10 protein-coding genes are annotated in these 13,836 nt (G+C 43.9%); 2 read left to right on the forward strand and 8 right to left on the reverse strand.

Annotation, left to right across the window (positions count from 1 at the left end; all coding sequences use genetic code 11):
- The first annotated feature begins 48 nt into the window (after positions 1 to 48).
- A complete protein-coding gene (gene rimO / locus GTW09_RS01225) occupies positions 49 to 1,488 on the forward strand; it encodes a 30S ribosomal protein S12 methylthiotransferase RimO (protein WP_071979765.1) in 1,440 nt (479 codons plus the stop codon).
- A 97-nt stretch (positions 1,489 to 1,585) separates the two neighbouring features.
- On the opposite strand, the gene GTW09_RS01230 is transcribed toward rimO, so the two are convergent.
- The 6 genes from GTW09_RS01230 to GTW09_RS01255 all read right to left on the reverse strand — a co-directional run bounded on the left by GTW09_RS01230 (position 1,586) and on the right by GTW09_RS01255 (position 9,139).
- Positions 1,586 to 2,245, reverse strand: a complete 660-nt coding sequence (locus GTW09_RS01230; protein ID WP_163109360.1) for an SDR family oxidoreductase — start codon at positions 2,243 to 2,245, stop codon at positions 1,586 to 1,588.
- Positions 2,246 to 2,388: 143 nt separating this feature from the next.
- The gene (gene kdsB, locus GTW09_RS01235; protein ID WP_163109362.1) at positions 2,389 to 3,138 is read right to left on the reverse strand and encodes a 3-deoxy-manno-octulosonate cytidylyltransferase; all 750 of its coding nucleotides are present in this window, start codon (positions 3,136 to 3,138) and stop codon (positions 2,389 to 2,391) included.
- Positions 3,139 to 3,150: 12 nt separating this feature from the next.
- Positions 3,151 to 3,345 (reverse strand): Trm112 family protein, encoded by a 195-nt coding sequence (locus tag GTW09_RS01240; protein ID WP_071979768.1) that lies wholly within the window; start codon positions 3,343 to 3,345, stop codon positions 3,151 to 3,153.
- A complete protein-coding gene (lpxK, locus tag GTW09_RS01245) occupies positions 3,335 to 4,366 on the reverse strand; it encodes a tetraacyldisaccharide 4'-kinase (protein ID WP_163109364.1) in 1,032 nt (343 codons plus the stop codon). Before lpxK ends, GTW09_RS01240 begins: the two co-directional genes overlap by 11 nt.
- Positions 4,363 to 6,111, reverse strand: coding sequence for a lipid A export permease/ATP-binding protein MsbA (msbA, locus tag GTW09_RS01250; protein ID WP_163109366.1), 1,749 nt, complete (start codon positions 6,109 to 6,111; stop codon positions 4,363 to 4,365). Before msbA ends, lpxK begins: the two co-directional genes overlap by 4 nt.
- Before the next feature lie 193 nt (positions 6,112 to 6,304).
- The gene (locus tag GTW09_RS01255; protein ID WP_163109368.1) at positions 6,305 to 9,139 is read right to left on the reverse strand and encodes a DNA internalization-related competence protein ComEC/Rec2; all 2,835 of its coding nucleotides are present in this window, start codon (positions 9,137 to 9,139) and stop codon (positions 6,305 to 6,307) included.
- A 250-nt stretch (positions 9,140 to 9,389) separates the two neighbouring features.
- On the opposite strand from GTW09_RS01255, the gene GTW09_RS01260 reads away from it, so the two are divergent.
- On the forward strand, positions 9,390 to 9,914 hold the full coding sequence (locus tag GTW09_RS01260) for a DUF2062 domain-containing protein (protein ID WP_071979772.1): 525 nt from the start codon (positions 9,390 to 9,392) through the stop codon (positions 9,912 to 9,914).
- Between the two features lie 163 nt (positions 9,915 to 10,077).
- Here GTW09_RS01260 and ligA read toward each other — a convergent pair whose 3' ends face one another.
- Positions 10,078 to 12,114 carry an NAD-dependent DNA ligase LigA gene (gene ligA, locus GTW09_RS01265; protein WP_163109370.1) on the reverse strand — a complete coding sequence of 679 codons (2,037 nt, stop codon included), beginning with the start codon at positions 12,112 to 12,114 and terminating at the stop codon, positions 10,078 to 10,080.
- Positions 12,115 to 12,287: 173 nt separating this feature from the next.
- Positions 12,288 to 13,832, reverse strand: a complete 1,545-nt coding sequence (gene zipA / locus GTW09_RS01270) for a cell division protein ZipA (protein ID WP_163109372.1) — start codon at positions 13,830 to 13,832, stop codon at positions 12,288 to 12,290.
- Positions 13,833 to 13,836: the final 4 nt, after the last annotated feature.

Consider the following 13,836-nt stretch of genomic DNA (forward strand, 5'->3'; position numbering starts at 1 on the left):
TAATTCGCGCCCATTTTAAGCACAGTCATTGGCTAGGTGAAATTTTAGATGACAGTAGAAACGTTTAATCCGAATAAAGTGACCAACAGCACTACAACGCTTGAAACGCCTGTTAAGGTGTTGCAAGAATCAACGCCAAAAAATACCAGTAATGGAAGTCGCATCGGTTTCGTCTCGTTAGGTTGTCCGAAGAACCTAGTTGACTCAGAGCGTATTCTTACACAACTTCGTACTGAAGGTTATGATGTTGTGCCCACATACAACGATGCTGACTTAGTGATTGTAAATACCTGCGGCTTTATCGATGCTGCGGTTGAAGAATCACTCGATACCATTGGTGAGGCGCTTAAAGAAAATGGTAAAGTCATTGTAACCGGTTGCTTAGGCATTAAAGAAGATGAAATACGTGAGGTTCATCCTAATGTTTTGGCTATCACTGGTCCACACGCTTATGAAACTGTGGTAGAACAAGTACACGAACACCTACCAAAGCCATCCCATAATCCTTTTGCAGACCTTGTACCCGATCACGGTGTGAAATTGACCCCACGTCATTATGCGTACCTGAAAATATCTGAAGGCTGCAATCACAGATGCACGTTTTGTATTATTCCTTCAATGCGCGGCGACCTTGTAAGCCGTCCTGTAGGTAATGTACTTGACGAAGCAAAGCGCTTGAAAGATGCCGGTGTAAAAGAGTTGCTGGTTATCTCGCAAGATACCAGTGCATACGGTGTGGATGTGAAGCACAGAACTGGCTTTTGGAACGGAATGCCGGTAAAAACACACATGCAGCAACTCTGCGAAAAGCTGGGCGAAATTGGTATTTGGGTACGGTTACATTACGTATATCCCTACCCTCATGTCGATGAGCTTATCCCGCTAATGAATGAGGGAAAAATTCTTCCTTATCTCGACATTCCGTTTCAGCATGCAAACAAGCGTATTCTTCGCCTCATGAAGCGTCCTGGCAGTGCCGAACGTGTACTTGAAAGAGTTAAAAAGTGGCGTGAGCAGTGTCCTTCATTGGTAATACGCTCCACGTTTATTGTCGGGTTCCCGGGTGAAACGGAAGAAGAGTTTGAGGAACTACTCGAATTTCTAAGAGAAGCGCAGCTAGATCGCGTAGGCGCTTTTGCATACTCCCCTGTCGAGGGTGCAAGGGCCAATGATCTTCCCGACCCAGTTCCAGAAGACATCAAACAACAGCGTTTGGCTCGTTTTATGGAAGTTCAGGGCGAAATAAGTGCTGCCCGTTTACAAGCACGCATTGGCAATGAATATCAGGTTGTTATCGATTCTGTAGACAGCGAAGGAGCCGTGGGGCGAACCTATGCCGATGCGCCTGAAGTTGACGGCTTAGTGCACCTTAACGGCGTTTACGATGTTAAACCGGGCGAGAGAGTCTGGGCAGAAGTCATTCATGCAAACGAACACGACGTTTGGGCTGTGCTCTCTGAAGACCAAGATGAAGAGCACACTGAATAGAGCTTGCTTAACACAGAAACAAAAATAAGGCGCTTTTAAGCGCCTTATTAATATCGGTTTATCTCTCTCAAACGGTGTAGCTAGCTAGCAAAGTTAACTACCAGGGTAAAATTTCACCGTTGGAATGCACAAACTGTCCAGTTGTCTCAATCGACAGTTCTGCAATTCTTTCAACAAGTCGCTCGGCGCAAGTGGTGGTGTCTATATCGCCCGCACCACCCACCATTTCAGTTTGCACAAACCCTGGGTGTAAAAGCGCTACCGCTATCCCTTTCGGCTTTAGGTCGTTAGCCAAGGAGACGCCAGCGGCATTTAACGCTGCTTTCGACATTCTGTACCCATAGTAGTTGCCTGAGGTGTTGTCAGCCATCGACCCCATTCTGCTGGTGATAAGCGCAACCTTGCTACCTGATGCTAGGTTTGGAAGTAGAGTTTGAGTAACGAGAAGCGGGCCAAGAGCATTCACTCTGAATTGATAATCGATAGTATTTGGGTCCCAGTCTTCTATGGACTCTCTACCTAAAACGCCTGCGTTATTGATTAATAGATCAATGTTCACATCAGCAAGAGGCGCTAGTTGTTCCGCAAGCGTGTCTGGTTGCGATACGTCAACGCCACTTATAACGTTCACGCCTGCGCCGTTCAGATCATCACAACTGTTACGACATGTCGCATACACTTTTGCACCCTGAGCCTTGTACTGCTTTGCAAGCGCTAGCCCTATCCCTCTGTTACCGCCAGTAATGACAACATTCATAATAGCTCCTTAAATGTGTATGTGTTTTATATCAGTGATTTGTTTATGTGTATTTCATCAATGCTGGGTGTATGCTTTTCTCTTTGCTCTTAAGTAAATTTAAGTAAAACATTGTTACTAAAAAGCCGCCCCCTTATTTCTCATCAGTTTAATGTTGTAAGTAAACGTTCGAGATCTTCTGGGGTATCGATGCCAATGGGTGGCGATGCGACAGCCTGTTGACAGTGGATGCTGTCGCCATACCACAAGGCTCGCAGTTGCTCTAACGACTCTATTTGCTCTAACGCGCTTGGTTTATAATTTACGTATTGCTGAATATATCGTGCCCGGTAAGCATAAATACCGATATGACGATGATAAAGCGAAGTATTAGCATCGTTTTTATCTGCCATCATTCTGTCTCGCTCAAAAGGTATAGGCGAGCGGGAAAAGTAGATTGCTTCATCGTTTGTGTTAACTACAACTTTCACAATATTAGGGTTAAACACATCATCTGTTGCGGTTACGGGCGTTGTCAGTGTAGCCATGTCACACTGAGTTGCGTTTGTAAGATTAAGGGCAACCTGACGAATATTTTCAGCGGGTATAAAGGGCTCATCGCCTTGAACGTTCACCACAATGGCATCATCATTCAGCGCCATTTTCTCTACCACTTCGGCAATTCTTTCTGTGCCTGATTGGTGATCGCTTGATGTCATGCATACTGTACTAAAGGCTTTAGCCACTTCTTCAATACGAGCATCGTCAGTTGCCACGATAACGTTTTCTGCACCTGCTTCTGTGGCTCTCTCAACGACATGCTGAATCATGGGCTTACCGTTAATTAATGCTAATGGCTTACCGGGAAAGCGACTAGATCCATATCTTGCCGGAATAATTACTGTAAAAGCCATAATTGTTTTACCTTAGCGAGTCTCGTCTACTTGTTCTAATGACAGGGTTGTAGCCTTGCTCTCAATAAGCACGGGGATGCCTTCTTTAATGTCGTACGCTAAGCGATCGAAACGGCAGACTAACCTTGCATTAGACTCATCTAATACCAGCTTTCCCTTACACACGGGGCATGCTAAAACGTCTAATAGCTTTTTATCAAATGCCATTCTCATTTTCCTTTTCATTGCTTTGAACCGTCAATCCGCAGTTCAACAGCTTATTTGTAATCAGATTGAAAAATTGATTGTCGATGTTTGCTGTTACAGGCAAAAACCAGCAGTCTTTATGTGCAAAAGCCGACACCTTTACCGCATCTTTCTCTGTCATTATGACTGTTTCAGTGGGTATATCGTCAACAGTAAAGTCATGATGGTCGGGAAACGCACGGGCAGAATTGAGCTTTAAACCCAAATTCTCTAGCTGAGAAAAAAAGCGCTGTGGCGAGCCTATTCCCGCAAGTGCACTCACTGGGCTATCACGAAAACTGTCTGACGATATCTGTCGCTGCCTATCTTTAACATTGATCAAATTGCCTGGTTCTAAGGACATTAGAAACTGCGCTGCACACGGTTGAGATAACTGTGGCATTTCTGCGCTGTTATGTATAAGTGCATCTACAGTTTCGAGGCGCCATTTCCCCTCACGCAAAGGCCCCATAGGTAATAAAAAACCGCTACCTACTAACCTATCATCCATTACTATTAATTCAACGTCTCGTGATAACGCATAGTGCTGTAGACCATCATCACAAATGATGAGGTCGCTCTGACATTGTTCGACAAGATAGGTTGCACCGCGCACGCGGTTAGGGTCGATGACCACATCGCAGCCACTGCGACCGGCCAATAATCGGGGTTCATCACCAACGTGTTTTGCTTCGTCGTTTTCACTTACTTTTCGCGGATAAAAATCTGATTTACCGCCATAACCTCGACTTAAAATACCAACCTTTACACCTTTATTTTTGAAGTATCCGGCAAGTGCCAATACTACGGGAGTTTTGCCATTACCCCCTACTGATATATTTCCAACGACAATAACGGGAGCGTCTACTTTTACCGATTGTTTAACGCCAATAGCATACAGCCAACGGCGAAGCGCAGAAATCAGATAAAAAAGCAGGGCAAGCGGAGATAGCAACCACACTAAGGGATGGCCGCTATACCACTTTTTTTCAATATCACTCACTTACTATCACCAAATTGCAAAGCATGTAGTTGGGCGTAGTGCCCCTTTTTAGCCAGCAACTCACTATGACTGCCCTTTTCAATAATTTTGCCTTGTTCGACCACCATAATAGCATCAGCATTTTCAATGGTTGATAATCTATGGGCCACCACAATACTGGTACAACGTTTTTGCAGTGTTTCCAATGCATCTTGAATGAGTTTCTCAGACTCCGTATCAAGTGCAGATGTTGCCTCGTCAAGGATAAGAATAGGTGCCTCGGCCAAAATAGCTCTGGCAATGGCAATGCGCTGTCGTTGCCCACCCGAGAGCATAAGGCCATTCTCACCTATCACCGTGTCCATGCCATCGGGTAAATTCGCTAAGAACTCGTCTACATGTGCCATTTGGGCGGCATGCTCTATATCTTTGCGAGAAACACTTTCCTTTGCGCCGTAGGCAATATTATTGGCAATACTGTCGTTAAATAGTGTGACATTTTGAGAAACCACTGCAAACTGGGCGCGTAGAGATTTAAGGTCAATACTATTGAGCGCTTTATCATCAAGACGAATTTCTCCTTCTTGAGGCACGTAAAAACGTGTAAGCAGAGAAGAAATCGTAGATTTCCCACTGCCTGAACGGCCTACCAAGGCAATAGACTGACCAGGGTTGGCAGTGAATGACACGTTCGATAAAGCTGGCGTTTGTTTGCCTGGGTAATAAAAAGTGACATCATCAAACTCTAATTTACCTGCTGCACGGTCAAGCTTTTCTGAGCCTGAGTCTTCTTCATCTTGCTGGTCGAGTATCTCAAAAATACTCGCACATGCAGCCATTCCTTTCTGAAATTGATTGTTGATGGTGGTGAGCTGTTTCAAAGGTTTTAGCAACATAACCATACAGAACACAACGTTAATAAATACGCCGGCAGTAAGTTGCTCTAACATGCCCGGGGTGCTGGCAATAAACAAAACTACCGCCAGTGCTATTGAAGCAATTACCTGAATAGAGGACACACTGAGAATTTGCGTTACCGACAGCTTCATGGTTTGCTGGCGATTATGATTGTTTTTTTGCTTAAACCTGTCCTGCTCTATTTTTTGACCACCAAACATGAGAACCACCTTGTGTCCTCTTACTGCTTGCTCGACTGACGATGTCAAATTGCCCATAGATTGCTGAATGTTCTTACTCACCATTCTAAAACGCTTGCTAACAAACGCGACAATAACGGCAACTAATGGCCCAATGAGAAGAAAAATAAGCGAGAGCTGCCACGAGTAGTAAAACATAACACCTAATAGGCCAATAACGAGAGCCCCCTCTCGTATAAGCGTAAGTAAGGCTTTACCCGACGCGTTAGCCACTTGCTCCGTATCGTAAGTAACCTTACTAATCAAACCACCTACGGCATGATTGTCGTGAAACTCAACGGGTAAATGAATATATTTGTCAAACAATTGCTGTCGCATACGCATAACAACTTGAGCACCAATCCAACTTAGCGTGTAGGTACCTAAAAAGTTGAATATACCTCTAAGTAGAAACAGCGGAACTATGGCATACGCTGCTAGTCTTAAATATTCGTGGTCGTTTTTGCCTAGCGATTCATCAATCATAGGCTGAAGTTGTGCAAACACAAACGTATCAACTGCCGAGTAACCTATCATTCCTATGATGGCGAAAACGAAAGGCACTTTGTATGCTTTTAGATAGTTTAAAAAGCGTTTAATTTGAAAATCCGAGGCTTCGGTTTGCTGCATGAATTATGTTCACCCGTCTTAAAATTCGTTGATAAACTCACAAGACTTTGTTGTGTTTTTACTGCGATATATTGTACTCGGTATTATAATAATTCCCTAATTTCACAGGTAATTCGATTAAAATCTCACCTTCCAGCGCTTTAATATTCACAAGGTTTCATTTTTGCTGACACAGTTGAATGTCTGGCATGGCCTACAAATGGGACGGATAGATTGCCTTCAAATACCAACGCTCGTTTAAGTCGAAACGCTGAGACTGAATAACTACATTGTGGTTACAGTAATCGTTTTCAAACCTACTATTCAACCATTTAGACAACATACAGACTGTGGAACTCCCTAACGTCACTTTTATATACCCATGGTAACTCGACAGATAGTAAGGGACACCAAGTGCTTCATAACGCTGTATTACAGGAAGTGCCGGAAACTTCCAGCGGTTCTCAAACCCCTGTGTAATGATTATGGCTTTAGGGTTAACCTGTCTGACAAATACTGACGTAGATGAGGTGTTGCTTCCGTGATGTGGAGCAATAAGGATATCTGCATCTACGGTTAACGTTGGTGTAACTGACTTAAATGATACTTTCGCATCTTCTGCTGACTGATTTGTGGTTGCTGCGCTCACTGTATTTAACAGGGCATATTCAGTGCTTCGCTCAATATCGCCTGGCAATAAAATACTATTAAATGCGTCGCTTATTTTAATCACGCAGGAATGATTATTATCGTTTGTGGAATTACCCGGTAATGGCCATAAAATATCGATGCGTAAGCCTTGCCACTTTTCTGTTTTGCCTTGTTCACAGCCTTCAGTAGGAGAAAACCAAAGAGCACGACTAGCCAGATCTGAATTTGCTACAGTGGCCTTTCCCCCGGCGTGATCGTTATCTTTGTGGGTGTGAAAAACATAATCGATAGATTCAACACCTAACTTGTTCAGCAAGGGTAATAGCACTTCGCTGGCCGTATAAGCTACCCCCCTGTAACTAGCGCCAGAATCAATAACTAAAGCCCTACCTGCTTTTACCACTGCAATTGCGCTGGCCTGCCCCGCGTCTAAAACATGTACATTCCATTGTTTTGGATTACCAGGTACGCGTAGTGTCAAAAATGGAACAAGAAGTACAATCAACGCTACCTTTTTATAGCGCCAACGTGGGCCAATGAGTAAAAACATAAATGCCAGTGCACAGACCGCTGCTTTAGCATCTAAGTTAATATCTATTGAAGCATTTTCGTAGCGTGCTAAAATTTTCAAAAATTCAATAAGCCACGTCATGACGGTATCTAAGTAACTGAACAGCTTTTCTACCGCTGAAATACAGAATTCAGACACCTCTGAAATTATCGAAGCGTTTCCTGAAGTATCAACCCTATTCTCACCAACTGAATTCATTTTTAACAACGTTAAAATGAGCAGAACAAGCAAAGCAGGCGGCAACAGCAAGGTAATAATGGGTACTGCAATAATATTGGCCAAAAGCCCTACGACAGAAAATGTGCTGAAGAATATAACAGTGACGGGGATCATAAATATGCTTAACAATATTTGTAAGCTAAATAATGTTTTTACAAATGACTGTGTAGATAATCGGAATCTGGCAACTAAGAACCAAATGTAAAGTACAGCACTCACGCTTAAATAAAAGCTTGCACTTAATATGGATAATGGGAATAGCGCTATACTTACCGCTACCATCGCAACTGCAAGGTGAAGAGGCCTGTATGTAAAGCATAACAGTGTCAACACACTGGCTACAGTTAGCAGTACATAAGCTCTTACAACGGGCAACGCTAAGCCACTTAGCAAAGTGTAAAGACCACAACCTATCCAAACGATAGATATAACAAGGTGTCTGTAGTTGATATACGAAGCTAATAGATGCTCTCGCTTGAACAGGCTTTGAGACAGCTTAGTTGAACCAAACAATGCCGAAAAAGCACTGCTTAGCTGAGCTTTCAAGTAAACGATACAACAGCAGAACAATAAAACATAACCTGCAACTACGCCTAAATGCATGCCTGAAATACTGAATAAATGGCCCGTGCCCGTAACTTGCAAAAGCTCCCAATGTAACGGTGTAAAACCACCTCGAAGCCCTAAAAGAAGCGCTTGCCACCATTGAAGGTTATTGCCCCTTAACTCATTAAGTACTGATGCCATACGCAAGCGAAAGCTGTGACGGTGAGATACATGGGCAAAATAAAGCTTTTTAATGTAACCGGTAACGTGAACATTATCCGCCATAAGATGCTTTTGCTGATTAGCCCCCACCGGATTTTGAGTGCTATAGCTTGGCTTTAGTTTTACCAACGCCAGGAAGATATCGCCATTATGAAGGCAGCTGTTTTCATCAAGCTGATTCGAATCATTTATTGTGGGAGCAGTAAGCCTTCCTTTTTTGCCAGCAAGCCCCTCTATAAAGGTAGACTGAGGTGATTGTTCGGTGTCATTTGGCGCTATAAACTCAACCATATAGCGATGACTTTTTACCTCAGTGAATGTATTGATAGATGTATTGAGGGAAGTATCGAGGCTTTTTTTATGTACTGGACCTTTAGGGTTGGGTATACAGCCACCGCTTAAAACACGAGCTTGTAATATGATGTCTTTTTGAATTTTGTCTTTTGGGAGTTGCCAAGCATAGTGGTAATACCCTACACTCGCCTCCATTAAAACGCCCGTCAATGCGCCGCTGGCAACAAGCATGCTCAGGAAAGCGACAGAGCGTCTGCTAAGTGGGAAGAGTCTTAAGGATGAGACCTTGTATAGGTTTCGGTTGAAAGTGTAAAGAGAGGCTTCACTCGCGTACTGACATGGAATTTGTCTTGGTATATGTTCAGGCTTGAGTTTTGTTGTTGGGCTTAACGCAAATCGGTGATAAGTCGCTAGAATGGTAAGCAACAATATCACCAGTGCGATTAGTAAAAAAAGTTCGCTTTTTGAAGGTAAGCGAGGCCAAAAAACCGCACTGATTGCGCCAACGCAAAAACTAAATAGCCAAATTGTGATACGATTTACCATTGATTCACGTAACTATTTTTATCTAGACCTTATTTAGGTAGCTTATTTAGGTAGCTTAGTAGCGTAGACTGCCTAACTTTATTAGGGTTAATAAGCTTGGGGGTTTCCGAGTTTGGGTTTAACGAGCTTGGGCTTAATCCTCGAAGGTGTACGTGGCGAGAATTTGGCAAAATATTTTTTTCTTTTTTATGATTAACATTGCGAGCTATCATGTTCTTTTTGACTCTTAATTTGAGAAGCATCGAACTCTATGCCTAAGAAATTTATTCGACGCTTTCTGCCAGATCATCAAAGCATCAAGAAAAACAAAGCCCTTAAAGTGTTTGGCCATGTTCTTCATGAGCCGAATTTATGGCATCTAAATCGCCGCTCAGCGTCTGGTGCGTTTGGCATTGGACTTTTCTTTGCATTCTGGCCGGTGCCATTTCAAATGTGGCTATCTGCGGGTGTTGCTATTCCGTTTAGAGCCAATATTCCCCTGTCAGTTGCTACCGTATGGATAACCAATCCCTTCACGATTCCTCCCATATTCTATGGTGCCTATAAGGTAGGAACTACTGTACTTGGGACCAAACCTGAACACTTTGAATTTCAATTTAGCTGGCAGTGGGTAGTTGAAAGTATCAATACCATAGGGCCTGCGTTTTTGGTGGGATGCGGAATATGTTCAGTGGTTTTTGGATTGGCGGGCTATCTATCGCTTAACTGGATATGGCGCTTTCAGGTAAGAAAGGCGTGGGAACGCAGAAAACACAACCGCATAGATGAGAATTAGAAGAGCGTTAACTTCCGCATGCTACATTGCGCTAAGCTATGAAAAAGCTAGCGCGCAGTGCGCACTAGCTTTTTTTAGAGGCTTAAGACGTTAACGTGCACTCCCTGCAGTTAACGCGCTGCGTGAAATGAGTCAGAATACCCTACACGGGTCTTGTTTTATGCTACACCTCATGCTCGTTCAGAAAAGCTATCAGAGTAGCTTCGTCCCATACATCAACATCAAGTTCTTGAGCTTTCGTCAGTTTAGAGCCTGCTTTTTCACCAGCCACTAAGAAATCGGTGTTTTTCGATACCGAACCTGCAACCTTAGCGCCTAACACCTGAAGACGAGCTTTGGCATCTGAACGCCCCATTTCACTTAATGTGCCCGTAATCACGCAAGTTTGTCCTTTAAGCGGTAAGTTTGCTTCTTCTCTTTTTTCAACCGCAGGCCAATGTATTCCTACCTCTAATAGAGCATTGATTACGTCGGTATTGTGGCTTTCGTTGAAAAAGTTAAAGATATGTTCTGCCACAACATTACCAACATCCTGAACCTCTACTAATGCTTCAAGGGTTGCGGTTTGAATAGCATCTAACGTGGTGAAGTGCATGGCCAAATTAGCCGCAGTTGCTTCGCCTACTTCACGAATACCTAACGCATAAAGAAATTTTGCCAGTGTCGTTTTTTTAGAGGCTTCCAGTGAATCTAACAGTTTGGTGGCCGACTTTTCCGCCATTCTCTCCAAGCCTATTAAGCTACTTAAAGGTAAGGTAAAAAAGTCGGCCGGAGTGTGCACTAAATCAGCATCAACAAGTTGATCGACTAACTTGTCGCCAAGCCCATCGATATCAAACGCTTTACGAGAGGCAAAGTGCTTAAGCGCTTGTTTCCTTTGTGCTGCACAAATTAAACCACCGGTACACCTTGCCACAGCTTCGTCTTCTAGTTTCTCAACATTTGAATCGCACACTGGGCACTGTTGGGGAAAATTGATTTCAGTTTCACTACCAGTACGGTTCGCTTCAACCACAGAAACCACCTGAGGAATAACATCTCCAGCTCGCCTAATTACAACGGTATCGCCTACCTTTACGCCTAATCGCTCAATCTCGTCTTGGTTGTGTAGCGTAGCGTTTGATACTGTAACACCACCAACAAAAACAGGTTCAAGTCTGGCAACAGGCGTAATTGCGCCAGTGCGCCCTACCTGAAACTCTACATCAATCAGTGTTGTGACTTCTTCCTGAGCCGGGAACTTTTGTGCAATTGCCCAGCGCGGTGCTCTGGCTACAAATCCAAGTCTGTTTTGTATAGCAATATCATCTACCTTAAACACCACTCCATCAATGTCGTACGGCAGGGCATCCCGTTTATTGAGAATAAGATTGTAGTATTCCAAACACCCGTTCCCGCCATCGGCAGTGCTGATATCTGGGCATAAGGGAAGCCCCCACGATGCCAGTTTATTAAGGCGCTCACTGTGACTATTTGGCAATTCAAAAGTGTCTGGTTGCACCACGCCTAGAGAATAGGCGTAAAACATGAGTGGCCTTTTTGCGGTAATCTTCGAATCTAGCTGTCGCAAGCTGCCCGCGGCCGCGTTGCGCGGGTTGGCGAAAACTTTTGCCCCCTTCCCACGCTGACTCTCATTCAGCTTTTCAAACCCATCTCTAGGCATAAACACTTCACCGCGCACTTCAACTCTTTCAGGCCATTGTTCTCCTCGTAAAGACAATGGAATATTAGAAATAGTTCGTACATTGGCAGTTATGTTTTCTCCTACCTGTCCATCGCCTCTTGTTGCAGCACGCACAAGCTCGCCATTTTCGTACAAAATACTCACAGCAAGGCCATCAAGCTTTGGTTCACAACTAAATGAGAGTGGTGCATTGTCTTTAAGGCGATCTTTGAGGCGCTTTTCAAACGCCAATAAAGATGCATCGTCAAACGCGTTGTCTAAAGACAGCATAGGAACTTCGTGTGTCACTTGCTCAAAAGCAGATAGTGCAGCACCGCCTACCTTTTGACTGGGAGAGTTAGCACTTTTCAGTTCTGGGAATTCTTGCTCTAGCGCAATTAACGCCTGCATATCCCTGTCGTACTGGGCATCGGGCACTGTCGGGTCGTCAAGAACATAATACTGATAGTTATATTCATTGAGTTGTTTACGTAGCGCTGCCACGTCGTTTTTTGCGTTCTCTAAGGTATTGGACATAGAGTCGAAATCACACCATAAAAATTTGAAATTATTAAAGTAGAGGTAAAATTAGCGTTTACACTTCTGCTTAAATGAAAAAGGACCTGCTGTTCAAGTCCTTGTAAAAATAAATGCCAAATGTCGTTTAGGGCCTTTACCCCTCGACTCAACTACAGCTTAGAAACACTCAATCAGCTTCGAGAGATCATTCTTCTACGCTCAAATTCACGAATTTTCTCAACATACTGCTGCAAGCCTTGTTTGGTAAGCACGCTTCTGCGACCATCGAGAACCTGAGCATTGAACTCATCAGCCAATTTGCGCGCAGCGTTGTGCATCATATTAAAAACCTGATGAGGATCGCCCTCAATAGGTAGGATCATAAATAAAGACACACCCTGAGTATCGAAGTTCTCTAAATTATCTATATCAAAAACGCCTGGTTTGAACATATTGGCAAGACTAAATAAAACGGGTCCTTTGCCATTAGAGTTGACGTGGCGGTGAAAGATATCCTGATCGCCAAACTTGAAACCCAGGGTTAGCAACATGGGTAGCAAGGCAGCTCCCGAGATAGGTGCATCATTAGGTGCTCGAACGTTAAGTACTAATACTTCTTGCGCCGGAGAATCTGATGAATTGCTGCTCGATGACTCTTTCGGGGCAGATGCTCCAGCGGATGATGCTTGCGATTCGCTGTCATCAAAATCAATGCGCATCTGATCATCACCAAAGTTTGGCTCTTCACGTTTTCTCGCAGGACTTTTACTACGTCGTGTTTTTGATAAACGCTGTCTACCCTGCGGCTTTTCATCATAACTTTCATTATTCAACGGGTCGGAAAAGATAGGCTCAACACGTGCTCCAGCATTCTCAGCTTCATCTCTTGTTGCATCTACGTACAGCGTTGACGTGGCCTTAGGCACCTCTGAGCGAGGTACACTTTTTGTAGGTGCCGTTGTGCTGTTTGCATCAGTATTTGATGGTGTGGTTGCGTCATGAGAAGACTTATGAGTCGAGGCACTTGTTTCAGATGTAGAGATTTCTGGCAAAGAGCTATCATCTACAGAGCTATCTGCTTGTCCCGAAGTCTCAGCCTGCATGGAACTTTCTGTGTCTTCAGAGGTTTCAGAATCTCTGAGTAAAAAATCGGGTGGCTCGGGAAAATCAGCAATATTGTCATTTCTTAGCGTTGCGGGTTCAACTGCGTGACGACTACTGTTTTTTATGTGAGGTTTTGGATTCGTTATTACCGAACCATAGAGCGTAGAACGCTGCTCTTGAGAGTCTGGGTTTTCTTCAGCAGGCGTGGCAATAACGGCGCTGTTTTTCTCGCCATCTGTCGTATCAGTATCTGCGCTGTCTTCCTTTTCGCTCGCGTAAGATGAACCACCATTGGCCAAATAATCACTGGCCAAATGATCACTGGAAAGTGACTGCCTGTTTTCTTCATTGCTGAAGTCGGTAGATGCCTTGTTCTGTTCACTGTCAGAAGCGGGTTCAGAATTTGGACTATCGCCCACTACCCTTACGCTGCCAATACCGAGTTCGTCAAAACCACTGTCATCGCGCGACTCTGTATACTCATCGTCATTCTCGTCCCACTGACGTGGCTCAAGACGCTGCTTTTCTTCCGGTTTACTGTTGTTTCTTATTTTCCAAATACCATGGGCCAACACGCCTATGATAAAAACAGAACCACCTAACAGTAGAAATAGACGTAATTCATCTTCCATTTAA

It is taken from the genome of Alteromonas hispanica (assembly GCF_010500915.1).
GTDB classification, from domain to species: Bacteria; Pseudomonadota; Gammaproteobacteria; order Enterobacterales; family Alteromonadaceae; genus Alteromonas; species Alteromonas hispanica.

Bases quoted from the DNA above. Each gene is read 5' to 3' on its own strand.
- rimO (WP_071979765.1), top strand. From the start codon at position 49: ATGACAGTAGAAACGTTTAATCCGAATAAAGTGACCAACAGCACTACA.
- GTW09_RS01230 (WP_163109360.1), bottom strand. From the start codon at position 2,245: ATGAATGTTGTCATTACTGGCGGTAACAGAGGGATAGGGCTAGCGCTT.
- kdsB (WP_163109362.1), bottom strand. From the start codon at position 3,138: ATGGCTTTTACAGTAATTATTCCGGCAAGATATGGATCTAGTCGCTTT.
- GTW09_RS01240 (WP_071979768.1), bottom strand. From the start codon at position 3,345: ATGGCATTTGATAAAAAGCTATTAGACGTTTTAGCATGCCCCGTGTGT.
- msbA (WP_163109366.1), bottom strand. From the start codon at position 6,111: ATGCAGCAAACCGAAGCCTCGGATTTTCAAATTAAACGCTTTTTAAAC.
- GTW09_RS01255 (WP_163109368.1), bottom strand. From the start codon at position 9,139: ATGGTAAATCGTATCACAATTTGGCTATTTAGTTTTTGCGTTGGCGCA.
- GTW09_RS01260 (WP_071979772.1), top strand. From the start codon at position 9,390: ATGCCTAAGAAATTTATTCGACGCTTTCTGCCAGATCATCAAAGCATC.
- ligA (WP_163109370.1), bottom strand. From the start codon at position 12,114: ATGTCCAATACCTTAGAGAACGCAAAAAACGACGTGGCAGCGCTACGT.
- zipA (WP_163109372.1), bottom strand. From the start codon at position 13,832: ATGGAAGATGAATTACGTCTATTTCTACTGTTAGGTGGTTCTGTTTTT.